This is a genomic window from Rhodanobacter sp. TND4EL1 (assembly GCF_054061035.1).
The window spans coordinates 492,604-515,494 of sequence record NZ_JBSSDT010000001.1 but is presented as its reverse complement, the minus strand read 5'-3'; the positions used below and the strand labels follow the sequence as shown (position 1 = coordinate 515,494).

Annotated in this window: 19 protein-coding genes, 1 tRNA gene and 2 riboswitches; of the genes, 11 read left to right on the top strand and 9 right to left on the bottom strand. The window is 64.1% G+C overall.

Annotation, left to right across the window (positions count from 1 at the left end):
* Nucleotides 1–138: 138 nt before the first annotated feature.
* The 6 genes from hflK to ACVWWQ_RS02375 all read left to right on the top strand — a co-directional run bounded on the left by hflK (nt 139) and on the right by ACVWWQ_RS02375 (nt 7,277).
* Nucleotides 139–1,209: an FtsH protease activity modulator HflK gene (hflK, locus tag ACVWWQ_RS02400; protein WP_099652075.1), complete on the top strand. Its 1,071-nt coding sequence runs from the start codon at nt 139–141 to the stop codon at nt 1,207–1,209.
* Complete coding sequence (gene hflC / locus ACVWWQ_RS02395) at nt 1,206–2,075, top strand: protease modulator HflC (protein WP_099652076.1); 870 nt, start codon at nt 1,206–1,208, stop codon at nt 2,073–2,075. Before hflK ends, hflC begins: the two co-directional genes overlap by 4 nt.
* Before the next feature lie 10 nt (nt 2,076–2,085).
* On the top strand, nt 2,086–2,268 hold the full coding sequence (locus tag ACVWWQ_RS02390; RefSeq protein ID WP_099652077.1) for a DUF2065 domain-containing protein: 183 nt from the start codon (nt 2,086–2,088) through the stop codon (nt 2,266–2,268).
* A 57-nt stretch (nt 2,269–2,325) separates the two neighbouring features.
* On the top strand, nt 2,326–3,618 hold the full coding sequence (locus ACVWWQ_RS02385; protein WP_099652078.1) for an adenylosuccinate synthase: 1,293 nt from the start codon (nt 2,326–2,328) through the stop codon (nt 3,616–3,618).
* 261 nt (nt 3,619–3,879) lie between these two features.
* Nucleotides 3,880–6,534 carry a M1 family metallopeptidase gene (locus ACVWWQ_RS02380; RefSeq protein ID WP_133950250.1) on the top strand — a complete coding sequence of 885 codons (2,655 nt, stop codon included), beginning with the start codon at nt 3,880–3,882 and terminating at the stop codon, nt 6,532–6,534.
* A 341-nt stretch (nt 6,535–6,875) separates the two neighbouring features.
* Complete coding sequence (locus tag ACVWWQ_RS02375; protein ID WP_133950252.1) at nt 6,876–7,277, top strand: hypothetical protein; 402 nt, start codon at nt 6,876–6,878, stop codon at nt 7,275–7,277.
* 86 nt (nt 7,278–7,363) lie between these two features.
* Here the strand turns inward: ACVWWQ_RS02375 and gcvP are convergent, their stop codons facing one another.
* Nucleotides 7,364–10,282, bottom strand: a complete 2,919-nt coding sequence (gene gcvP, locus ACVWWQ_RS02370) for an aminomethyl-transferring glycine dehydrogenase (RefSeq protein WP_133950254.1) — start codon at nt 10,280–10,282, stop codon at nt 7,364–7,366.
* A 44-nt stretch (nt 10,283–10,326) separates the two neighbouring features.
* Nucleotides 10,327–10,415, bottom strand: a riboswitch (glycine riboswitch).
* Between the two features lies 1 nt (nt 10,416).
* A riboswitch (glycine riboswitch) is annotated at nt 10,417–10,517 on the bottom strand.
* A gap of 119 nt (nt 10,518–10,636) precedes the next feature.
* On the opposite strand from gcvP, the gene ACVWWQ_RS02365 reads away from it, so the two are divergent.
* Nucleotides 10,637–11,044 (top strand): VOC family protein, encoded by a 408-nt coding sequence (locus ACVWWQ_RS02365; protein ID WP_133950256.1) that lies wholly within the window; start codon nt 10,637–10,639, stop codon nt 11,042–11,044.
* Nucleotides 11,045–11,244: 200 nt separating this feature from the next.
* Here the strand turns inward: ACVWWQ_RS02365 and ACVWWQ_RS02360 are convergent.
* Nucleotides 11,245–11,331, bottom strand: a tRNA-Leu gene (locus ACVWWQ_RS02360).
* 269 nt (nt 11,332–11,600) lie between these two features.
* Between ACVWWQ_RS02360 and rnr the strand changes: the two genes are divergently transcribed.
* The 3 genes from rnr to ACVWWQ_RS02345 are packed head-to-tail and all read left to right on the top strand — an operon-like array spanning nt 11,601 to nt 15,165.
* A complete protein-coding gene (gene rnr / locus ACVWWQ_RS02355; protein WP_133950948.1) occupies nt 11,601–14,153 on the top strand; it encodes a ribonuclease R in 2,553 nt (850 codons plus the stop codon).
* A complete protein-coding gene (rlmB, locus tag ACVWWQ_RS02350; RefSeq protein WP_133950258.1) occupies nt 14,150–14,896 on the top strand; it encodes a 23S rRNA (guanosine(2251)-2'-O)-methyltransferase RlmB in 747 nt (248 codons plus the stop codon). The genes rnr and rlmB overlap by 4 nt, the downstream gene beginning before the upstream one ends.
* Nucleotides 14,897–14,901: 5 nt before the next feature.
* Nucleotides 14,902–15,165, top strand: a complete 264-nt coding sequence (locus tag ACVWWQ_RS02345; RefSeq protein ID WP_457383333.1) for a CBU_0592 family membrane protein — start codon at nt 14,902–14,904, stop codon at nt 15,163–15,165.
* 100 nt (nt 15,166–15,265) lie between these two features.
* Here the strand turns inward: ACVWWQ_RS02345 and phoU are convergent, their stop codons facing one another.
* The 6 genes from phoU to rnt form a co-directional block, all read right to left on the bottom strand.
* A complete protein-coding gene (phoU, locus tag ACVWWQ_RS02340; protein ID WP_133950260.1) occupies nt 15,266–15,988 on the bottom strand; it encodes a phosphate signaling complex protein PhoU in 723 nt (240 codons plus the stop codon).
* Between the two features lie 17 nt (nt 15,989–16,005).
* On the bottom strand, nt 16,006–16,806 hold the full coding sequence (gene pstB, locus ACVWWQ_RS02335; RefSeq protein ID WP_133950262.1) for a phosphate ABC transporter ATP-binding protein PstB: 801 nt from the start codon (nt 16,804–16,806) through the stop codon (nt 16,006–16,008).
* Nucleotides 16,799–17,665, bottom strand: a complete 867-nt coding sequence (gene pstA, locus ACVWWQ_RS02330; protein ID WP_133950264.1) for a phosphate ABC transporter permease PstA — start codon at nt 17,663–17,665, stop codon at nt 16,799–16,801. The genes pstB and pstA overlap by 8 nt, the downstream gene beginning before the upstream one ends.
* A complete protein-coding gene (pstC, locus tag ACVWWQ_RS02325; protein ID WP_457383288.1) occupies nt 17,665–18,687 on the bottom strand; it encodes a phosphate ABC transporter permease subunit PstC in 1,023 nt (340 codons plus the stop codon). Before pstC ends, pstA begins: the two co-directional genes overlap by 1 nt.
* Before the next feature lie 113 nt (nt 18,688–18,800).
* The gene (gene pstS, locus ACVWWQ_RS02320; RefSeq protein WP_208321624.1) at nt 18,801–19,832 is read right to left on the bottom strand and encodes a phosphate ABC transporter substrate-binding protein PstS; all 1,032 of its coding nucleotides are present in this window, start codon (nt 19,830–19,832) and stop codon (nt 18,801–18,803) included.
* 182 nt (nt 19,833–20,014) lie between these two features.
* Entirely contained in the window at nt 20,015–20,674 is a 660-nt protein-coding gene (rnt, locus tag ACVWWQ_RS02315) for a ribonuclease T (protein ID WP_133950270.1), read from the bottom strand.
* A gap of 192 nt (nt 20,675–20,866) precedes the next feature.
* Here rnt and ACVWWQ_RS02310 point away from each other — a divergent pair, with 192 nt between their 5' ends.
* Entirely contained in the window at nt 20,867–22,123 is a 1,257-nt protein-coding gene (locus ACVWWQ_RS02310; RefSeq protein ID WP_133950272.1) for a porin, read from the top strand.
* Nucleotides 22,124–22,257: 134 nt separating this feature from the next.
* On the opposite strand, the gene hflD is transcribed toward ACVWWQ_RS02310, so the two are convergent.
* A complete protein-coding gene (hflD, locus tag ACVWWQ_RS02305) occupies nt 22,258–22,881 on the bottom strand; it encodes a high frequency lysogenization protein HflD (RefSeq protein WP_099652098.1) in 624 nt (207 codons plus the stop codon).
* Nucleotides 22,882–22,891: the final 10 nt, after the last annotated feature.

Below are 22,891 nucleotides of genomic sequence, written 5' to 3'. Positions count from 1 at the left end.
TCCGGTGTTTGTGCTGCCGTGAAAGATGGCTTGCGCGGCACCTTCGGCAGCCTCGGCTGAATCTCATGTGTAACCCGATGCAACGCGTATTCCGGCCGTGGTTGCCGGCCTCCGAACGTCCCCAAGGGAGACTGACTCGTGGCATGGAATGAACCCGGTAACAACGGGCAAAAAGATCCGTGGAACAGGAATCGCCAGGGCGGCAAGTCGCCTGTGGAAGATCTGCTGAACAAGGCCAGGAACCGCGTCGGCAAGATGGGCCAAGGTCCCGGCAGCCTCCTCACCGGCGTGCTGGTCTTGCTGGTCATCGGCTTGTTGTTCAGCAGCTACACGATCATCGGCGCCCGCCAGCAGGGCGTGGTGCTGCGCTTTGGCCAGTATTCGCGCACGCTGGCGCCGGGCTTCCATCTGAAGCTGCCGCAGCCGATCGAATCGGTCAACAAAGTCGAGGCAACCCGGATTCGCTCGGTCACCGACAAGGTGGCCATGCTGACCAAGGACGAGAACATCATCACGATCGATTTTACCGTGCAGTATCAGGTGGACGATTCGCGCAAGTACCTGTTCTCCCTGAATGACCCCGACGGCACCATTGGTGCCGCGGCCGAAGCTGCGGTGCGTTCGGTGATCGGTGGCAGCGACATGGACCAGATCCTCTCCGCTGCCGGCGCCAGTTTGGTTGCCCAGGCCCAGGCGGCGCTGCAGCAAACGCTGGACACCTATGATTCCGGTTTGCGCGTCACCGAAGTCAGTTTCCAGAATGTGGCACCTCCGAACGAAGTGAAGGACGCCTTCGACGACGTCAACAACGCTCGCGAAGACAAGCAGAGCATCGAGAACGGCGCCCTGGCCTACGCCAGCAAGGTGGTGCCGGTGGCCCGTGGTGAGGCTGCGCGCATTGCGGCCGAAGCCGCCGGCTACAAGGCCGAGCGCATTGCCCGCGCGCAGGGCGACACCGCGCGCTTCGATCTGCTGCTGACCCAGTACAAGGCAGCTCCTGAAGTCACCCGCAAGCGGTTGTGGCTGGAAACGATGGAACAGGTCATGGCAAAGAACCCGAAGGTGATCGACGGCTCCGGTGGCCGCAACATCATCAACCTGCCGGCGCTGCAGGGCGGCTCGACCCAGCCCTCGCCCGAGGCAGGTACGGTCGGTGCCGTGGTGGCGCCAGCCACAGGCGCTGCGAGCAGCAAGGGAGCGCAGCCATGATCAAGATCGGCTCCATTGTTCTCGCGATCCTGATTTTCCTGCTGGGCATCAACAGCATGTTCGTGGTCAGCGAAGGGCATAGCGCCTTGCTGCTGCAGTTCGGTCGCATCGTCCGCACGGATTACCAGCCAGGCCTGCATTTCAAGCTGCCGGTGATCCAGCAGGTGATGAATTTCGACAAGCGCATCCTGTCACTGGATGCGGCGCCGGAACGCTATTTCACCTCCGAGAAAAAGAGCGTCAACGTCGACTTCTACGTGAAGTGGCGCGTGGCCGACAATGCCGCCTATTACCGTGCCACCGGCGGCGACCAGCTGCAGGCGGCGCAGCGGCTGACCCCGATCGTCAAGGATGCGTTGCGCTTCGAGTTCAACGCACGCACCTTGCCCGACCTGATCTCCGGTGGCCGCAAGGACATCACCGAGCGGGTGCGCGCGCAGACCGACGCCTCCGCGCGCAAGAACCTCGGCATCGCCGTGGTCGACGTGCGGATCAAGCGCATCGATCTGCCCAATGAGGTCAGCGAGTCGGTCTACAAGCGCATGCGCGCCGAGCGCCTGCAACTGGCCAACGAGTTGCGCTTCACCGGCCAGGAGTCGGCCGAAACGATCCAGGCCGACGCCGATCGCCAGGGCCAGGTGCTGCGCGCCGATGCCCAGCGTGATGCCGCCAAGATCCGCGGCGAAGGCGACGCCCAGGCAGCCACCATCTATGCACAGGCGTACAGTCAGGATCCCGAGTTCTTCAGCTTCTACCGCAGTCTGGCGGCGTATCGGAATTCCTTCGAAGACGGCAAGGGCGTGATGATCCTGAAACCTGACGACGAGTTCCTGCGCTACTTCGAACAGTCCAGCCAGAAGCGCTGAGTCGAAGCCGATGCGCCAGCTGACCGCAGCGTTGTGCCTGATGCTGGTGATTGAAGGCCTGCTGCTGTTCGTGGCGCCCCGGGGCTGGCAGGCGATGGTGCGCGAAGCGTTGAAGCTGCCGCCGCGCACCTTGCGTCTGTTCGGTGCTGGCGCGATGGTGGCAGGACTGGTTCTTTTGCAAGTTTTCCATTGATACGCGGGCCCCATGGGGCCCTGCAAACCTGATCGAAACATCCCGGAGCAATGCAACATGGGCAAGTCAGTAGTCATTCTTGGAGCCCAGTGGGGCGACGAAGGCAAGGGCAAGATCGTCGACCTGCTGACCGAGCGCGTCAGCGCGGTGGCGCGTTTCCAGGGGGGCCACAATGCCGGTCATACCCTGGTGATCAAGGGCAAGAAGACCGTGCTGCATCTGATCCCCTCGGGCATCCTGCGCGACGACGCGCTGTGCCTGATCGGCAACGGCGTGGTGTTGTCGCCCGAAGCGCTGATCCAGGAAATCGCCGAGCTCGAGGCCAATGGCGTTGAAGTCCGCTCGCGCCTGAAGATCAGCCCCGCCACGCCGCTGATCATGCCGTACCACATTGCGGTGGATAAGGCGCGCGAAATCGCCGCCGGCGGCAAGGCCATCGGCACCACCGGCCGCGGCATCGGCCCGGCTTATGAAGACAAGGTCGCCCGTCGCTCGATCCGCGTGGCCGACCTGATGTACCCGCACGAACTGCCGGCGCTGCTGAAGACCGCCGTCGACTACCACAACTTCATCCTCACCCAGTGGCTGAAGGCCGAGCCGGTCGACTACGACACCGTGCTGAAGGACGCGCTGGCCTGGGGCGAATACATCCGCCCGCTGGTCGACGACGTCGCCACCATCCTGCACGACGTGCGCAAGGAAGGCGGCAACATCCTGTACGAGGGTGCACAGGGCGCACTGCTCGACATCGATCACGGCACCTATCCCTACGTCACCTCCAGCAACACCACGGTGGGCGGTGCCTTGGCCGGCACCGGCGTGGGCGCGCAGGACATCGACTACGTGCTGGGCATCTGCAAGGCGTATGCAACGCGCGTGGGCAGCGGCCCGTTCCCGACCGAGCTCAACGACGAGATGGGCGAGTTGCTGCGCAAGAAGGGCAACGAGTTCGGTGCCAGCACCGGCCGGCCGCGCCGGTGCGGCTGGATCGATCTGGTCGCGCTCAAGCGCGCCACCCAGATCAACGGCATCAACGGCCTGGCCATCACCAAGCTCGACGTGCTCGACGGCCTGCCCACCATCAAGGTCTGCATCGCCTACGAATACCGCGGCAAGCGCCGCGAACTGGCACCGCTGGATGCCGACGGCTGGGACGAGTGCAAGCCGGTCTACCTGGAATTCCCCGGCTGGGAAGAATCCACCGCCGGCATCCGCGACTGGAACAAGCTGCCGCCCGCCGCCCGCGCCTACCTGCGTGCCGTGGAAGAGCTGTCTGGCTGCAAACTGGCCCTCGTGGCCACCGGAGCCGACCGCGACGATACCATCAGCCTGGACGATCCGTTCGCCTGATCAACACATGTTTGTGATTGCAGGAAAGGCCCCGCTTCGCGGGGCTTTTCCATGTGGGGATATCGATCGCGCATCCCGACCCAGACGTACGGGTGCGGCGCGTCCAGAATCGACATGCATGACTTCCGGCCATGTCCGGGTGAATCGGCGCGCGTCACCATGGGCGGGTGAGGTGTCGAGGGTGCATTCTGTCGCCCGTTCGGTCCGATCCCCATGGCGTGCCTGTTGCGCGCCAGACCCACATGCAAATAAAGGAAGGTCATGCGTCGATATCTGGTTTCCGCAATTGCGCTGGCGCTCGCTGGCGCCTCCCTGACCGCACTGGCGACCGCGCCGGTAGTGATCAACACGACCGAGCTTGCCACCACCCAGCTTCCCCGCGGTGTAATGCCAAGTCACTACGAAGTGTCGATCACGCCGCACGCGGCAGCCATGAATTTCGATGGCAAAGTCACGGTGAGCCTGGATGTCGCGAAGCCGACCAAGAGCATCACGCTGAATGCAATCGACATGACCTTCTCGAAGGTCAGCCTGACGTCGCTGAAAAACCGCATGTCCTTTAGCGCACCCAAGGTATCGGTTGATGACAAGGCTCAAACCGCCACTTTCACGTTCGACCATGTCTTGCCACCGGGCCCGTATCAGCTGGCCATGACCTATGCGGGCAAGATCGGCACCCAGGCCAACGGTCTGTTCGCGATCGATTACGACACCGCGGCAGGCAAGAAACGTGCGCTGTACACGCAGTTCGAGAATTCCGACGCACGCCGCTTCATCCCGTCGTGGGACGAGCCTGCTTACAAGGCCACCTTCAACCTGACGGTGACCGTGCCCAGCGACGAGATGGCCGTGAGCAACATGCCGGCCGCGTCAAAGAAGGATCTGGGCAATGGCATGACGCAGGTGACGTTCCAGCCGTCGCCGAAGATGTCGACCTACCTGCTGTTCTTCGGGCTGGGTGAATTCGATCGTGCCACCACCATGTCCGACGGCACCGAGATCGGCGTGATCACGCAGAAGGGCAAGACCGGGCAGGCGAAGTTTGCGCTGGACTCGGCCAAGGCCATCCTGCATGAATACAACGACTATTTCGGCGTGCCGTATCCGCTGCCCAAGCTGGACAACATCGCCTCGCCAGGCAGCAGCCAGTTCTTCAGCGCGATGGAAAACTGGGGTGCGATCTACACCTTCGAATACTCCCTGCTGATGGACCCGGCCATTTCGACCGACTCCGACAAGCAGCGCATCTTCAGCACGGCGGCCCATGAAATGGCGCACCAGTGGTTTGGTGACCTGGTCACCATGCGCTGGTGGGACGACCTGTGGCTGAACGAGGGCTTCGCTTCGTGGATGGAGGCGCGTACCACTGACCGGCTGCATCCGGAATGGCACACGAATCTGGACGCCGTCGGTACCCGCGAGGGAGCGATGTCGCGCGACGCCGTGGCTACCACCCATCCGGTGGTACAGCACGTGGACACCGTCGAGCAGGCCAGCCAGGCCTTTGACACGATCACGTACTCCAAGGGCCAGGCAGTGATCAACATGCTTGAGGTCTACGTGGGATCGGACAAGTGGCGTGAGGGCGTGCGCAATTACATCAAGGCGCATGCTTACGGCAATACCGTGTCGGATGACCTGTGGAAAGCCGTGCAGTCCGCCGCCGGCAAGCCGGTCACCCAGATGGCGCATGACTTCACCCTCCAGCCGGGCATCCCGCTGATTCGCGTGGCATCGTCTGCGTGCAGCAACGGCCAGACCACGCTGACCCTGACCCAGGGTGAGTTCACCAAGGATCGCCCGAACAAGACGCCGCTGCGCTGGCACGTGCCGGTGATCGCCAAGAGCATCGGCAGCAGCGAGGAAGCGCGCACCGTGGTGGATGGCAAGGCCACGCTGGTGGTTCCCGGTTGCGGCCCGGTGCTGGTCAATGCCGGACAGAGCGGCTACTACCGCACGCTGTACACCCCAGCCGAGTTCGCCGCCATCAAGGGGGCATTCAACAAACTGGCTCCGATCGACCAATTGGGTCTGATGGGTGAAAGCTGGGCGTTGGGCATGGCCGGGTTGCAGCCTGCCTCGACCTATCTTGATCTGGCGCAGAAGACTTCGGCAGACGCGGATCCGCAGATATGGGCCGATATCGCCGGCACCTTCTCCGGACTGCATTTCTACTATCGCGGCGACCAGGCACGACAGGATCGCTTTGATGCGTTCGCCATCAAGGCGCTCAAGCCGGTATTCGCACGCGTAGGCTGGGAGGCGAAGGCGGGCGAGGGTGATCCGACCACGATCCTGCGTACCCAGTTGATCGGCGTGCTGGCCAATCTGGGCGATACCGACGTGATCAGGGAAGCGCAGCGTCGCGTGGCGGCGGCGGAAAAGGACCCGGGCGCGGTACCGACGGCCTTGCGCCGCACGATCTACAGCGTGGTGGCGCGGAACGCCGATGCCGCCACCTGGGACAAGCTGCATGCCATGGCCAAGGCCGAGACCTCGGCCCTGGTGAAGGACGGCCTGTATCGGCTGCTGGCGACGGCCAAGGACGATGCGCTGGCGAAGCGCGCGTTGGCGATGGCCATCACCGACGAACCGGGTGCCACCAACAGCGCGGGAATGATCCGCACGGTGGGCTACGAGCACCCGGAAATGGCATGGGATTTCGCCATGGCGCATCAGCCCGAGATCAACAAGCTGGTTGATTCCACTTCCAGCAGCCGTTATTACCCCGGCATTGGCGCCAGTTCGAATGATCCGGCGATGATCGGCAAGATCAAGGCCTATGCCGATGCGCATATCGCCAAGAGTTCGCGGCGCGCGGCGGACACGGTGATTGCCGACATCACCTACCGTCAGATGATACGGAAGGAGCGTTTGCCCGCGATCGACGCCTGGTTGGCGAAGAACGGCGGCTGAGTTCAGACGGTATGAGCACGAAGGCTTCCGCTCTCGAGCGGGAGCCTTCGTGCTGTCGGGGGCATGCCCGAGGAAAGATTGGCGCGGCCGCAGGCAGACGATGTATTTTCATGGCCGCGCGCTGGCCGAACAGATTCCGCCGCGGCAATCGGCGACAGGTCGCTTGCTGACAATCAGCTTGGGTTTGGCTACCACCTGCATTTTTCGAACCGGGCGATGCGCTGCGCTTGTTCATCGATGGGCAAGCGGCTTCAGCGGACCAGGCAAGCGGGCTGCCACGGCGTCATCGCCAGCCAAGCCACAAGTAGCGGGAAACTCCCACGTATCAAGGAGCCATGCCAATGAAATTCAGGACGCGCACGATCATTCTTTTCGCTGCGTGCGTCTTTGCGGCGCATTCGGCTTTCGCCGCGGTCCCGACCTATGCGGACGCGAAGGCATGGGCAGATCGTGACGAGGCTGCCGTATCGAAGGCCGAGTCGGCTGACTTGCTGAAAACGCAGCGCGCTGCCATCGACCGGATCGTTCCCCAGTGCGCCGGAACCGCCGCCCCGTCCGGCATGCCGCCATTTGTCGTCGTGGTGGAACTGGATGAGGTTGGCAACGTGGTGAAAACGTGGCGCGAGGGCGACTCCGATTTTGCGGCTTGTTTCGAGCGCAAGCTTGGCGGGCTGTCGCTGTTCGTACCGCCGCATGCACCGTTCTACACGTCGTTCGAAATGAGCATGGCACGCGGGCATTGATGCCTCGCGTCGGTATCTGCCATGGATGAGAAAACGCCCCGCATGCGGGGCGTTTTCTTTCGTTCGGCGCAAGCCGCTGGAGCGGCTTACGCCTCGACCTCATCCTTGTACGCGTCCACCGGGATGCACGCACACATGATGTTCTTGTCGCCATAAACGTTGTCGACGCGAGCGACCGGCGGCCAGTATTTCTGCAGCTTCAGGCTGGCCAGCGGGAAGGCGGCCAGTTCACGCGGATAGGCATGGGTCCATTCGCTGCCGCTGACCATGGTGGCGGTATGCGGGGCGTTCTTCAGCGGGTTGTCCTCGCGATCGAGCTTGCCTTCCTCGACCGCGCGGATCTCGTCGCGGATCTGGATCATCGCGTCGATGAAGCGATCCAGCTCGATCCGCGATTCGCTCTCGGTCGGCTCCACCATCAAGGTACCGGAGACCGGGAAGCTGAGCGTCGGTGCATGGAAGCCGAAGTCGATCAGCCGCTTGGCAACGTCCTCGGCACCGATGCCGGTGGCGTCCTTGAGCGGGCGCAGGTCGAGGATGCATTCATGCGCGACCAGGCCGTTGCGGCCGGTGTACAGGGTCGGGTAGTGCGGCGCCAGCCGCTTGGCCACGTAGTTGGCGTTGAGCAAGGCTACCTGGGTGGCTTTGCGCAGGCCCTGCGTTCCCATCAGGGTGATGTACATCCAGCTGATCGGCAGGATCGATGCGCTGCCGAAGGTGGCGGCACTGACCATCGCGCCGTTGCCCACGCCCTGTGTGCGTGCACCGTCATGGCCGAGCGCGCGCGGCAGGAACGGCGCCAGGTGCGAACGCACTGCGCACGGGCCCACGCCGGGGCCACCACCGCCGTGCGGGATGCAGAAGGTCTTGTGCAGGTTGAGGTGGGAAACGTCCGAGCCCCACTTGCCGGGCTTGGCCACGCCGACCAGCGCGTTCATGTTGGCGCCGTCGGTATACACCTGACCGCCGTGCTGGTGGACGATGTCGCAGATGGCGACCACGTCTTCCTCGAACACGCCGTGGGTGGACGGGTAGGTGAGCATGATCGCGGCGAGGTTGGCCGAATGCTTTTCGGCCTGCACGCGGATGTCTTCCAGGTCCACGTTGCCGTTGGCGTCGCACTTGGTGACGACCACCTTCATGCCGCACAGATTCGCCGAAGCCGGGTTGGTGCCGTGGGCGGATTCGGGGATCAGGCAGATGTCGCGATGGCCTTCGCTGCGCGACTGGTGCCAGGCGCGGATCGCCAGCAGGCCGGCGTACTCGCCCTGCGCGCCGGAGTTCGGCTGCAGGCTCACCGCGTCGTAACCGGTGATTTCCACCAGCTGCGCTTCCAGCCCGGCGATCAGTTCCTGGTAGCCCTGCGTCTGCGCGGCGGGGGCGAACGGATGGATGTTGCCGAACTCGGGCCAGGTCACCGGGATCATCTCGGCCGTGGCGTTGAGTTTCATGGTGCACGAACCCAGCGGGATCATCGTGCGATCCATCGCCAGGTCCTTGTCGGCCAGCGCGCGCAGGTAGCGCAGCAGCTCGTGCTCGCTGTGGTGGGTGTTGAACACCGGATGGGTGAGGAAGGCCGAGGTGCGCTGCAGCTCCGGCGGGATCAGCGACGGCGCGCTGGCGTCCAGCGCGTCGATGCTCGGCAACAGCGCCTCATCGCCGCCGAAGATGCGCCACAGCAGTTCGATGTCGGCGCGCGTGGTGGTTTCGTCAAGCGAGATGCACAGGTAGTCGTCCCACGCCTTGCGCAGGTTGGCGCCCAGCGCCACGGCGCGCGCCGCGATGGCGTCGGTGCGCTCGCCGGTCTTCAGGCTCAGCGTGTCGAATGCGGTTTCATGGTGGCTGGCGGTGAAGCCGAGCTGCTGCAGGCCGGCCTTGAGGATCGCGGTGAGCCGCGCCACGCGCGAGGCGATGCGGGTCAGGCCCTGCGGACCGTGGTAGACGGCGTACATCGAGGCCATCACGGCCAGCAGCACCTGGGCGGTGCAGATGTTGCTGGTGGCTTTCTCGCGGCGGATGTGCTGCTCGCGCGTCTGCAGGGTGAGGCGGTAGGCCTTGTTGCCCTCGGCGTCGATGGAGACGCCGATCAGGCGGCCCGGCATCGAGCGCTTGTAGGCATCGCGGCAGGCCATGAAGGCGGCGTGCGGGCCGCCGAAGCCGAACGGCACGCCGAAGCGCTGCGTATTGCCGATCACGATGTCCGCGCCCATCTCGCCCGGCGACTTGAGCAGGGTCAGCGCCAGCAGGTCGCTGGCGAAGATGGCCAGCGCGTTCCTGGCGTGGATCTTGGCGACTTCGTCGCTCCAGTCCATCAGCCAGCCACTGCTGGCCGGGTACTGGATCAGCGCCGCGAAATAGTCGTCCGCGGCGATCGCGGCGTCCCACTCCTCGGCGGAATTGGCCAGCTTGACCGTCAGGCCCAGCGGCTCGGCGCGCGTGCGCATGACCTCGATGGTCTGCGGGTGTGCGTCGCCGGACACCACGACCACGTTGCCCCTGGCCTTGGCCGAACGCTTGGCCAGGGTCATCGCCTCGGCGGCCGCGGTGGCTTCGTCCAGCAGCGAGGCGCTGGCGATTTCCATGCCGGTGAGGTCGGCGCACATGGTCTGGAAGTTGATCAGCGCTTCCATGCGACCCTGCGAGATTTCCGCCTGGTACGGCGTGTAGGCCGTGTACCAGGCCGGGTTCTCCAGGATGTTGCGCAGGATGACGTTCGGCGTGTGGGTGCCGTAATAGCCTTGGCCGATGAAGCTGCGGAACACCTGGTTCCTGTCCGCGATCGCGCGGATCCTGGCCAGCGCTTCCACTTCGGAGATCGCCGCTGGCAAGGCCAGCGGGGCGGCGGACTTGATCGAGCCGGGAACGATGGCATCGGTCATCGACTCCAGCGAGTCGTGGCCGATCACGCGGAGCATCTGGGCGATCTCGGCGTCGTCCGGACCAATGTGACGTTCGATGAACGCGTCGTGGTGTTCGAGGTCGCGCAGGGAGGTCGGGGTATTCATGACAAAGGCATCCGCAGACAACGTGCCGTGCCGCACGCGGGCGCCCCTCTGTCCTTTTGCCTGAGAGTTTGGAAGCGTGAGACTTGCGCTTCGTGCCCCTTCGGCGGCGGATTCAACCGCTCTCTCCAGAGTGTTCGCACATGATGGTATGGGAGCCTGAGCGATTACGGGCGTTGCGTCTTCGGCAGCGGCACGGGCCAGTTCACCAGCCGTCCGCTTCTCCCACCATGCGTTTACCGCGGCGATTATACAGGGGGAAGCGGGCTGCTGCCGCTCGCCGAAATCCGGTTCAGGGAAGCCATGCGGCAGCCCGCGCTATGCTCGGCGGTGATCCCCCAGCCACCCGGAGTCCGCATGCTTCAGATCGGCGAAATCGACCACGTGGTATTGCGCGTCATCGACAGTGCGGCGATGCAGCGCTTCTATTGTGATGTGCTGGGATGTCGCGAGGAGCGCCGCCAGGACGAGATCGGCCTGGCGCAACTGCGTGCCGGTCGTTCGCTGATCGACCTGGTCGCCATCGACAGCAAGCTGGGGCGCCATGGTGGTGCCGCACCGGGCGCCCAGGGACACAACATGGATCATCTGTGCCTGCGCGTGGAGAACTACGACGAGGTGGCGATCCTGGCTCACCTGAAAGCACACGGCGTGCGCATCGGCGAGCTGGGTTCGCGCTACGGCGCGCAAGGCGAGGGGCCGTCGATCTATCTCTACGACCCGCAGGGCAACATGGTCGAGCTGAAGGGGCCGGCAGTTGCGTGACAAAGCCGGCGAACAGTGTCCGTCCTGCGATGCTGCCGAGGGCGAATCAGTCGTGGCAAGTGGGTACTTGCCCGCCGCCCTTGCGGACTTTTCCGCGCAAACCCGGAAAAGACGAAGGCCCGCATAGCTGCGAGCCTTCCTGACTTTTATCAAACGCTGAAAAGACGAAAGCCGCCCTGGGGGCGGCCTTCGTTTACAATTGGTGCCCAGAAGAGGACTCGAACCTCCACGGAGTTGCCCCCGCTAGCACCTGAAGCTAGTGCGTCTACCAATTCCGCCACCTGGGCAGTGGTTTCACGTTGCAGCTGTTGCTGCTCCGTGAGCCGCGTAATGTAGGCATCTGCCGTTAGCTTGTCAACACTTTTTCACATCCTTTCATCGCGTCGTGGCATTCTCCACCGCGAACACACCCCAAGGTAATTTAGTGACCAGAAAAAAATCCCCTTCCGGCCCCGGCCAGAATGTCCCGTCGAACAACGACCAGACCAAACCGGCCAGCCGCAAGCCGCGCAGCGGCGCCACGGCCAAGCCACGCCACAAGGCTGCCGCAGGCGCCGTGCGTGATCCCCATGCCGACCGCGAGGCGCAGCGTTATGCGCGCCCGATCCCCAGCCGAGAGGCGATTCTCGCCCTGCTTGAAGAGCGCGGCGAACTGCTGACCGAAGCGCGCATCGCCGAAGCGCTTGGCATCCACGAGGAAACCGATCTCGAAGCCTTGGGCAAGCGCCTCGCGGCGATGGTGCGCGATGGCCAGATGTTGCTGGGCCGTCGCGGCGGTTATGCGCCGACGCAGAAGCTCGACCTGATCGCCGGCCGTGTGCTGGCCAACGCCGAAGGCTATGGCTTCCTGCGCCCGGACGAGGGTGGCGACGACCTCTATCTTTCACCCCAGCAGATGCGTGCGGTGATGCACGGTGATCGCGTGCTGGCCAGCGTGGTCGGCATCGATCGTCGCGGCCGCAAGCAGGGCGCGATCGCCGAAGTGCTGGAGCGACGTTCGCCGCGACTGGTCGGGCGCGTGGTGATCGATGACGGCGTCACTCTGGTGACGCCGGATGATCGCCGGCTCAACCATGACGTGATGATCAAGCCGGGCACCGAACAGGGTGCGACGTCGGGCCAGATCGTGGTGGTCGAGATCACCGCGCCGCCAACCGCCCAGCGCGGCCCGGTCGGCGAGATCCGCGCGGTGCTGGGCGAGCGGCTGCAGCCGTCGCTGGTGGTGGAGATGGCGATCGCCAGCCACGACCTGCCGCACGAGTGGCCGGCCGAGGTGCTGCGCGATGCGGCGCAGGTCGAAGCCGAGGTGACCGCCGCCGAACGCGAAGGTCGCACCGATATCCGCAAGCTGCCGCTGGTGACCATCGACGGCGCCGATGCGCGCGACTTCGATGACGCGGTATTTGCCGAGCCGAAGCGCGGTGGTGGCTGGCGCCTGATCGTGGCGATCGCCGACGTTTCGCATTACGTGCAGGTCGGCAACGCGCTGGACCGCGAAGCCTACGATCGCAGCACCTCCACCTACTTCCCCGGTTTCGTGGTGCCGATGCTGCCGGAGACGCTGTCCAACGGCATCTGTTCGCTGAACCCGAATGTCGAGCGGCTCTGCATGGTCTGCGACATGCTGGTCGATGCCGAAGGCAACGTGACCAAGTCGAAGTTCTACGACGCGGTGATGCTGTCGCATGCGCGCCTGACCTACGACAAGGTGTGGCAGGCGGTCGGCCTGCGCGAGAAGGATGCCCGCCACGAAGTGGCCGACGTGTTGCCCCAGCTGGAAAACCTGCATGCGCTGTACAAGGCGATGGCGGCCCAGCGCAAGCGTCGCGGCGCGATCGACTTCGAGACGCCGGAAGTGAAGTTCCGCCTCGACCAGACCGGCAGCGTGGAGTCGATGGGCGCCACCGAGCGCAACGATGCGCACAAGTTGATCGAGGAATGCATGATCGCTGCCAACGTGCAGGCGGCGCTGTTCCTGGAAAAGAAGAAGATCCCGGCGCTGTTCCGCGCGCATGAGCCGCCGCCGGCGGAGAAGTACGAAGACCTGCAGCAGTTCCTGCGCGAGTTCAAGCTCAGCATGCCGCCGGTGGATCGGGTCACGCCGGGCGATTTCGCCGAGGTGTTGCGCATGGTGCACGACCGCCCCGAGCGCGAGCTGATCCAGAACGTGTTGCTGCGCTCGCAGAGCATGGCGGCGTATCAGCCGGACAATCGCGGCCATTTCGGCTTGGCGCTTGAGGCCTACGCGCACTTCACCTCGCCGATCCGTCGTTATCCCGATCTGCTGGTGCATCGTGCGATCCGCTTTGCGCTGACCGGGCGCAAGCCGGCCGATTACACTTATACCCCCGCCGAAATGGCGGCGATGGCGATCCACTGCTCGCAGCGAGAGCGTCGTGCCGAGGAAGCCGAGCGCGATGTGGACGAGCGTTTCAAGTGCGCGTGGATGGAAAAGCACATCGGCAGCGAGTTCGATGGCGTGGTCACCGGCGTCACCTCGTTCGGACTGTTCGTGGAACTGGATGAGTCGAAGGTGTCCGGTCTGGTCCACATCAGCCAGCTCGCGAACGATTACTACCATTTCGATGCCACGCGAAAACTGCTGAAGGGCGAGCGCACTGGTGCGCAATTCCGCCTTGGTGACCACGTGCGCATCCAGGTGCTGCGCGCCAGCCTGGAGGATCGCAAGATCGATTTCCGGCTGGTCTCGCCGCGCACGCCGGTTACGCCGCCAACGGGCAGCCGCAAGGCGTACGACTATGCGGCCAGCGGCGAGCGCTATTCGTTGCCGAAGAAGGCAGCTGCCACGGCGAAAGCGCCGGGCATGTTCGGGCGCGCGGCCAAGGCGATCGGCCGTGCATTCGGTCGCAAGGATGCCGTGGTTGCCGCACCGGCACCCGCTCCACGCAAGGCGGCGGTGAGCGATAATCCGCCCTCGCGTGCGCCGGCAGGGGCACGCGGCGCGCAGCGTCCGGCCCGCAAGGCCGATGCGTCGTCCTCCCGTGGTCCGCGCAAGGAGGCTTCTTCCAAACGTGGTCAGGCTCCGGCCGAAGCGCCCGCACCGAAGAAGAGTCCGCGGCGCCGACCCAAACCGAAAGGCAAGTCATGAGTGAGAGCTGGATCGTCGGGATCAACCCGGTCGAAGGTGCATTGAGCAACGATGCCGAGCGCGTGCGCGAAGTGCTGATCGAGAACGGTCAGCGCAATCCTCGCGTGCAAGAGTTGGCCGAACTGGCGAAGAAGCTGAAAATCATCGTGCAGCATCGTCCTCGCGATGAGCTGGACAAGTTGGCCGGTGAGGCACGCCACCAAGGTGTGGTGGCGCGTTATGAAGCGGCACCAGCGGTGCACGAGAACGACCTGATTGGCTTGATCGAGCGTGATGGCTCCGACGCGCTGGTGCTGGTGCTTGATGGCGTCACCGATCCGCACAATCTCGGCGCCTGCCTGCGCAGTGCGGCGGCGGCCAACGTGACCGCGGTGATCGTGCCGAAGGATCGCGCGGTGGGGCTGACTCCGGTGGTGCGTCGTGCTTCGGCGGGCGGGGCTGATCGGGTACCGCTGATCACGGTGACCAACCTGGCCCGCACGCTGCGTGAACTGAAGGACGCCGGCGTGTGGATCACCGGCCTTGCGGGCGACACCGACACAACGGTCTACGGTGTCGACTTCAAGGGGCCGGTGGCCCTGGTGCTGGGCGGCGAAGGCGAGGGCATCCGTCGGCTCACTCGCGAGCTGTGTGATTTCGTGGCCAAGATTCCGATGCCAGGCACGATGGAAAGTCTCAATGTGTCGGTTGCCACCGGCGTGGTGTTGTTCGAGGCGTTGCGCCAGCGGAGTGCCAAGCGGTGAACCTGATGTGGCATGACTGGGCGGGTTTCATCGGTGTAGCGCTGGTCTTGCTGGCGTTCCTTCTGTTGCAGGCGCACAAGCTGCACGGCAACGGGCTGACTTATCAGCTGATCAACATCTTCGGTGCGCTCGGCGTGTTGTCGTCGCTGCTGTTCGGCAGCTTCAACCTGTCGGCGTTCGTGATGGAAGTAGCCTGGGCCGCGATCGGCATTTTCGGTGTGCTGCGCAGTTGGCACCTGCGCCGCGAAAAGCGGCATCTCGACCCGTAGGAGCCCGCTCGCGGGCGATGCTGCAGCTCTGATGCCCGCCGAGAGCCAGGCGCATCGCCCGCGAGCGGGCTCCTGCGGCGCCTGAGTGTGACGGATCGGGTCAATCGCCCAATTTGGTGGTTTCGGGACTTGAAGTGAGGTCGCCCTTGCTGCGCTGCTTGTCGAGCGGTTCGCCGGTGACCTGGTACCAGATGTTCTCGGCGATGTTGGTGGCGTGGTCGCCGATGCGCTCGATGTTCTTGGCCATGAACAGCAGATGGGTGCACGGGGTGATGTTGCGCGGGTCTTCCATCATGTAGGTGAGCAATTGGCGGAAGTAGCCGGTGTACGCCTCGTCCAGCACCACGTCGTTCTTCCATACCTGATAGGCAAGCTCGGCATCGCGGTCGCGGTAGGCGGCCAGGACTTCGCGGACTCCCTCGGCGGCCAGCCGGGCCAGATGGTTCAGGCCGCCCACCGGCGCCACCGGCGCCACCATCGACAGCGGGATCGAGCGCTTCGCCACGTTGGCGGCGTAGTCGCCGATGCGTTCGATGTCGGAGGCGATGCGCAACGCGGCATACACATTGCGCAGATCGCCGGCCATCGGCGCACGCAGCGCCAGCAGGCGAACCACATCGTGGCCGATTTCCTGCTCCAGCTGGTCGATCGCGTCGTCGTTGTCGACCACGCGCTGCGCCGCGCGTTCGTCGCGGCGCTCGAGCACGTCGATGGCGGCTTCCAGCTGGGTCACTGACAGCTCGCCCATGCGCACGATCTCGCCGGTGAGCCGGGTCAGTTCGCCGTCGTAACTCTTGATGATGTGGTCGGTGCTGGTGTTCATGGGGTAGTCCTGTGTGATCAGCCGAAGCGTCCGGTGATGTAGTCCTCGGTCTGCTTCTTGCCCGGTTTGGTGAAGATCTTCTCGGTCTGGTCGAATTCGATCAGCTCGCCCAGGTACATGAAAGCGGTCCGGTCGGAGACACGCGCGGCCTGCTGCATGTTGTGGGTGACGATGACGATGGTGAACTGGCTTTTCAGCTCTTCCACCAACTGCTCGATGCGGCCGGTGGCGATCGGGTCCAGTGCCGAGGTGGGTTCGTCCAGCAGCAGCACCTCGGGTTTCAGCGCGATCGCGCGGGCGATGCACAGGCGCTGCTGCTGGCCGCCGGAGAGGCCGAGCGCGTTGTGCTTGAGCTTGTCCTTGACCTCGTCCCACAGTGCGGCATTGCGCAGGGCCTGCTCGACCCGTCCTTCCATGTCCTTGCGCGACAACTTTTCGTGATGGCGGATGCCGTAGGCGACATTCTCGAAGATCGTCATCGGGAACGGCACCGGCTTCTGGAACACCATGCCGACCTTGCTGCGCAGGCGATTCATCGAATAGCGCGGGTCGAGGATGTTGTCGCCGTCCAGCCGGATCTCGCCCTTGGCCTCCAGCTTCGGATAGATCGCGTAGATGCGGTTGAAGATGCGCAGCAGGGTGGATTTGCCACAGCCGGACGGGCCGATGATCGCGGTGACCTTCTTCTCCGGAATGTCCATGTTGATGCCTTTCAGCGCATGGAAGCCGTTGTAGTAGAAGTGCAGGTCGCGCACGGTGAGCTTGGGCGCGGCCATCGCCGACGGCGCCGGCTGCATGGCGAGGGCGGAATCAATCATGGGACACCTTGGTGCGGGAAAGGATCAGGCGCGAGGCCAGGCTCAGCAGCAGCACGAACATGGTGATCACGAACGCGCCGGCCCAGGCCAGGGCGTGCATCGCGTCGCCGGGATCGTTGGCGTACTGGTAGATGATCTGCGGCAGGCTGGACATCTTGTCCAGCGGGTTCAGCGCCATGTAGTTGTTGCCGAACGCGGTGAACAGCAGCGGCGCGGTTTCGCCGCTGATGCGTGCCAGCGCCAGCAGCACGCCGGTGATGATGCCCGAGCGGGCGGCACGGATCAGGATCTGCAGGGTGAGCTTCCACTGCGGCACGCCCAGCGACAGCGCGGCCTCGCGCAGGGTGGATGGGACCAGTCGCAGCATTTCGTCGGTGGTGCGCACGATCACCGGTAGCGCGATCAGCGCCAGCGCCACGCCGCCGGCAAAGCCGGAGAACGTGGTGGAGCCGTGGGTGAGGGCGGTGCTGGGCAGCACGATGATGGTGTAGACGAACAGGCCCATCACGATCGATGGCGCCGACAGCAGGATGTCGTTGAGAAAGCGGATCGACTCGCCCAGCTTGGTGCGGTTCGCGTACTCGGCCAGCCAGGTGCCGGCCAGCACGCCGATCGGCGTGGCGATGCCGATGCCGATGAAGTTGATGATCAGGCTGCCGACCATCGAGTTCAGCAGGCCGCCGTCCTCTCCGTAGGCGGTGATTTTGGTGAACAGTTTCAGGTCCAGCGCGCTGATGCCTTGGCGCAGGGTTTCCCACAGGATCCACGCCAGGAACGCCAGGCCGACCAGGGTAGCGACCAGGCTGAGCACCATCGCCAGCGCGTTGGTGATCCGGCGGCGCAGGTACAGGACGTTCATCAGCGACCCTCCCGGCGGGCCAGTCGCCGCAGCATCAGTCGCGCGATCAACAGCACGATGAAGGTGACCACGAACAGCAGGAAGGCCAGCGCCATCAGCGACGACTTCTGCAGGCCGGCGGCTTCGCTGAACTGGTTGGCGATGGTCGAGGCAATCGAGGTGCCCGGATCAAGCAGCGAGGCCGACAGATGCATCGAGTTGCCGAGCACAAAGGTCACCGCCATGGTTTCGCCCAGCGCACGGCCCAGGCCGAGGAAGACACCGCCGATCACCGCCGATCGCGTATACGGCAACACGATGTCCCACGACACTTCCCATGTGCTGGAACCCAGCGCATAGGCCGACTCCTTCAAGCGCGTCGGCACGGTCTGGAACACCTCGCGCATCACCGAGGAAATGAACGGGATGATCATGATCGCCAGCACGATGCCGGCCACCAGGATGCTGGCGCCGAACGGGTAATCGCTGCCGAACAGTTTGCCCACGAACGGCACGTGTTCGGCCACCCACGACAGCTTGCCGTCGTCGGGTTTGTTGCCGAGGTGGTTGGTCAGCCACGGCTTGATGTGTTCGGCAAAGAACGGCGCGAAGATGAAAAGTCCCCACATGCCGTAGATGATCGAGGGAATGCCGGCCAGCAGTTCGATCGCCGAGGCCACCGGCGTACGCAGCCAGTTCGGCGCAACCTCGGAAAGATAAACGGCGATGCCGAAGCTGATCGGCACGGCGATCAGCAACGCGATGAACGAGGTGGCGAGGGTGCCGTAGACCGGTACCAGCGCGCCGTAGACGTCGTTGCCCGGGTCCCACTCCGAGCTGATCAGAAAGTGCCAGCCAAACGTGCTGAATGCCTCGCGACCGCCCCACAGCGTGGCACCGGCGGCACCGAGCAGGGCCGCCAGCACGATCAAGGCGCAGCCCTTCAGCAGCCAGCGGAACAGCCGCTCATGACGGGCGTCACGGCGGCTGCGCTGTTCCAGCAGGTCAGGTGTGGCGTCGGGATTGATGGCGGTGGTGGCCACAAATTTTCCTGATGGCGGAGTCATTCAGTGGAGGCAGGAGACCGCTGGCGGGCGATGCTTTTGCGTGGCAAGGGCATCGCCCGCGAGCGGGCTCCTGCGCGGGCTGACAGAGCTCAGTGCTTGAACTCGGCGGCCCAGTAGGCTTCGATCTGGCTGACCAGGCTGCTCGGCAGCGGCACGTAATCGAGCTCGCTGGCGGCCTGCTGACCGTGTTCCAGGGCGGTCTTGAAGAAGTCGAAGGCGACCTTGCTGTTGCCGGCGTTCTTCGGCGACTTGTACATGATCACCCAGGTGGTGGCGGTGATCGGCCAGGCCTTGGCGCCGGGCGCGTTGGTCATGATCAGGTTGAAGTCCTTGGCGCTGGCCCAGTCGGCGGTGGAGGCCGCTGCGGCGAAGCTTTCGGCGGTCGGCGCGATGACGTTGCCGGCGGCGTTCTTCAGGTCGACCCAGCTGATCTTGTTCTTCACCGCGTAGGCGTATTCGACGTAGCCGATCGAGCCCTTGATCTGGCGCACGTACTGCGACACGCCTTCATTGCCCTTGCCGCCCACACCGGTCGGCCATTCCACCGCGGTACCGAACTTCACCTTGCCGGCCCATTCCTGGCTGACCTTGGACAGGTAGTTGGTGAAGTTGAACGAGGTGCCCGAGCCGTCCGAGCGATGCACCACGGTGATCTTGCCGGCCGGCAGCGTCAGCCCGGCGTTCAGCGCGGCGATCTTCGGGTCATTCCAGTTGTTGATCTTGCCCAGGAAGATGTCCGCCAGGGTGGCGCCGTCCAGCTTGATCTGGCCGGCCTGCACGCCGGCGATGTTGACCACCGGCACGATGCCGCCGACCACGACCGGGAACTGGCCCAGGCCATACTTCTGAAGGTCTTCGGCCTTCATCGGTGCGTCGGAGGCACCGAAGTCGATGGTGCCTTCCTTGATCTGCGCAATGCCGGCGCCGGAGCCGACCGACTGGTAATTGAGGCGGTTGCCGGTCTTTTCGGCATAGGCGGCCGACCATTTGGACATGACCGGATAGACGAAGCTGGAACCGGCACCGGTGATGTCGGTGGCGTGTGCGCCAACGCCGAACGTCGATGCCACGGCGAGCGCAGCAACGGCGGCGAGGCGGGCAGGGGATTTGCGGATGGTCAACACGGTAGCTCCTTTCGAGTGAGGTCGGATGTGACCCCGCCATTTCAGGTCTTTCGTGTTGCCATTGGATGATATGAATGTTTCATTCGCATGACACGCTGTCATATGGGCGCGTGGCGAGGCTGGCACCCGCTCCACTGATCCCGGTCACGCGCCGCGACTGGCAGGGTCCATCCGGTGAATCAGGCCGCGCTGAGGCCGCTGTGCGTCTGCTCCAGCAGTTCCAGCTGGCGCCAGCGATTGACCACGCTGCAGAAGAGTTGCGCCGTGCGTTCGGCGTCATACACCGCCGAATGGGCCTCGCGGCCGTCGAATTCGAGCCCGGCGGCCAGGACCGCCTTGCTCAGCACGGTCTGGCCATAGGCGAGGCCGCCGAAGCTGACCGTGTCGAAGCAACTGAAGGGATGGAACGGATTGCGCTTGTGTCCGGTGCGCCGCACCGCCTGATTCAGAAACCCCAGGTCAAACGCGGCGTTGTGACCGACCAGGATGGCGCGTTGGCAACCGGCGTCGCGGAGCGCATCGCGCACCACCTGAAAAACGTGATCCAGCGCCTGTCGCTCGCCCAGCGCACCGCGCAGGGGATTGGTCGGGTCGATGCCGGTGATTTCCAGCGAGCGGGGATCCAGATTCGCCCCGGGAAACGGTTCCACATGAGTGGAGACGTGTGGCTGCAAGTGCAGGAACCCGCCTTCGTCCATGGTCAGTGGTATCGCGGCAATTTCGAGCAAGGCATCGTGTTCGGCATCAAAGCCACCGGTTTCCACGTCGACCACCACCGGCAGGAAACCGCGGAACCGCTCAGCCATGCGTGGCGAATTACTGTTGCTTGGGATGTCCATCGGTAAAGCATATCAGCCGTCCCGCACCGCGTGAGGCACTGCGCACCCGGCGCGGGCACGGCACTGTCTTCAATCTGTCACGAAAGCGGCATCCCACCGTAAAGATGGCTCGGCAGACTTTTGCCTCATCGCTGGCGCGGCATCGGTCGACAGGGCGATCGACAAACCTTCTATCCAATTGCGGAGAACTTCATGCGTTCCAAACTGATTGCGGTGGCGATTGCCGCCGGCCTTGGGCTGACCAGCCTGTCTGCCGCTGCCGCACCGGCACAGAGCCGGACCAATACGGTCAGCAGCAGCGATGTCGAGTTGTTGAAGGCCCAGTTGGCCGCACTCCAAGCCAAGGTGACTGAGCTGGAGCAGCGCACCGACGCGCAATCCGACATCAACGTGAGTACCGGCCAGGCGGTGGAGAAAGCCACCAACGTGACGGCGGCCAGCGACAAGAAGTTTGCGGCACTGGAAAAAGCGATCAACAACACCACGCTGTCGGGCAAGATGTATTTCGACTTCACCAGCATCGACCAGAAAAACAGCGATACCGGCAAGACCAACGCCTCCGGCGTGGGTCTTGACGTGAAGCGCTTCTATCTCGGTGTCGACCACAAGTTCAACGACATCTGGTCGGCGAATCTGACCACCGATTTCAACTACGTCAGCAGCGATGGCGAGACCAACCTGTACGTCAAGAAGGCCTATGTGCAAGGCAAGTTCGACCAGGCCGCCGTGTTCCGCGTCGGTTCGGCCGACATGCCGTGGATCCCGTTCGCCGAGAAATACTACGGTTTCCGTTATGTCGAGCCCACGATGACCGACCGCATGAAATTCGGCAATTCGGCCGATTGGGGCCTGCATCTCGGTGGCGACATCGGCGCCAGCAAGTCGCTCAACTATGCGGTGTCGGTGGTCAACGGCAACGGCTACAAGAACCCGGGACGCAGCAAGGGCGTCGACGTTGAAGGTCGGGTGGGCTTCGTGCCGTTCGACAACATGATCGTGGCGATTGGCGGCTATACCGGCCACCGCGGCCAGGAAACCGAGAATACCGGCGCGCAAAACACCGCCCAGCGCGGCAACCTCATGGTGGCTTATGCCAGCGATGCGTTCCGCCTTGGTGGCGAGTATTTCACCGCGAAGAACTGGAACAACGTGTTGACCACGGCGACGGACAAGGCCGATGGCTACTCCGTATGGGGCAGCGTGGCGATCGCCGACGGCATCAACCTGTTTGCCCGTTACGACAACGCCAAGCTCAGCAAGAGCCTGGACAACGCAAACAAGGACATTTACTACAATGCCGGCGTCGAGTTCCAGGTCACCAAGGGCTTCAAGCTGGCTGGCGTGTGGAAGCACGAAAAGGCGGATCGTTCGGTAGGTACCCCGGTGCCAGCTCACGTGCAGAACGTGAAGACCAACGAGATTGGCGTGTTCGGCGAAGTGGCGTTCTGAAAACTGTCACATGGCCGCGGCATACTGCGGCCTTGGAGACGGTGACAAGCCATCAGGTTATCGCAAGGGAGTTCCACCCAGGGAAGGAAAACGGCGGGCTCTTGCCCGCCGTTTGCTTGTCTGCCACTCGGGGATCAGCGGCGGTCGAGCGTGGCCCCCGTCAGCAGGCCGCGGGCCAGCATGCTGCACTGGCGGCGGTACAGCAGCAGTTGCCACTGGCGACCGCCAAGCTGCCGCCACAGTACGGCCGAACGCACTGCTGCCAGCAGGTTGGTGCGCACCTTCTCGACCACGCTGGATATCTGCAGTTGCTGGGGATTGCCGCTGACCATCACCCGTGGTTTGAGGATGGAAAGCGTTGACGCATACAACTCGGCCAGCCGGCCGTGCACCTGGCTGGAGTCCTGACCGAAATGCTCGACTTGCCGTTGGGCGGCGAGAATGCCCTGCTGCAATTTGTCCAGCAGATCGGGCCGCGCAGCCAGACTGCGCTCGAGACGCATCACGGTAACCGTCATCCGGGTCACGGCCATGTCTCGGCCGGTTTCATCGAGCTGGGCGATCAACGTGCGCAGGCCCAACCGCACGTTCGAAGTGTCGCCGTAGACGCCCACCACGGAAGGCGCGTCGATGCGGAACACGCTGGCCACGCTGGCTTCCATCGCGCCTTCGTCGCAACGTCCGTCATTGGCCAGTTGCTGGGCCAGGGCGCAGGCCTGGAAGAGGCCGGCGAGGGCGAGCACGCGCTCTTCGGTCATGGAGAAAGTT

Bases quoted from the DNA above. Each gene is read 5' to 3' on its own strand.
- gcvP (WP_133950254.1), bottom strand. From the start codon at position 10,282: ATGAATACCCCGACCTCCCTGCGCGACCTCGAACACCACGACGCGTTC.
- ACVWWQ_RS02390 (WP_099652077.1), top strand. From the start codon at position 2,086: ATGCGCCAGCTGACCGCAGCGTTGTGCCTGATGCTGGTGATTGAAGGC.
- pstA (WP_133950264.1), bottom strand. From the start codon at position 17,665: ATGAACGTCCTGTACCTGCGCCGCCGGATCACCAACGCGCTGGCGATG.
- ACVWWQ_RS02310 (WP_133950272.1), top strand. From the start codon at position 20,867: ATGCGTTCCAAACTGATTGCGGTGGCGATTGCCGCCGGCCTTGGGCTG.
- hflC (WP_099652076.1), top strand. From the start codon at position 1,206: ATGATCAAGATCGGCTCCATTGTTCTCGCGATCCTGATTTTCCTGCTG.
- phoU (WP_133950260.1), bottom strand. From the start codon at position 15,988: ATGAACACCAGCACCGACCACATCATCAAGAGTTACGACGGCGAACTG.
- ACVWWQ_RS02375 (WP_133950252.1), top strand. From the start codon at position 6,876: ATGAAATTCAGGACGCGCACGATCATTCTTTTCGCTGCGTGCGTCTTT.
- ACVWWQ_RS02385 (WP_099652078.1), top strand. From the start codon at position 2,326: ATGGGCAAGTCAGTAGTCATTCTTGGAGCCCAGTGGGGCGACGAAGGC.
- ACVWWQ_RS02365 (WP_133950256.1), top strand. From the start codon at position 10,637: ATGCTTCAGATCGGCGAAATCGACCACGTGGTATTGCGCGTCATCGAC.
- rlmB (WP_133950258.1), top strand. From the start codon at position 14,150: ATGAGTGAGAGCTGGATCGTCGGGATCAACCCGGTCGAAGGTGCATTG.
- hflD (WP_099652098.1), bottom strand. From the start codon at position 22,881: ATGACCGAAGAGCGCGTGCTCGCCCTCGCCGGCCTCTTCCAGGCCTGC.
- rnt (WP_133950270.1), bottom strand. From the start codon at position 20,674: ATGGACATCCCAAGCAACAGTAATTCGCCACGCATGGCTGAGCGGTTC.
- ACVWWQ_RS02345 (WP_457383333.1), top strand. From the start codon at position 14,902: ATGTGGCATGACTGGGCGGGTTTCATCGGTGTAGCGCTGGTCTTGCTG.
- pstB (WP_133950262.1), bottom strand. From the start codon at position 16,806: ATGATTGATTCCGCCCTCGCCATGCAGCCGGCGCCGTCGGCGATGGCC.
- ACVWWQ_RS02380 (WP_133950250.1), top strand. From the start codon at position 3,880: ATGCGTCGATATCTGGTTTCCGCAATTGCGCTGGCGCTCGCTGGCGCC.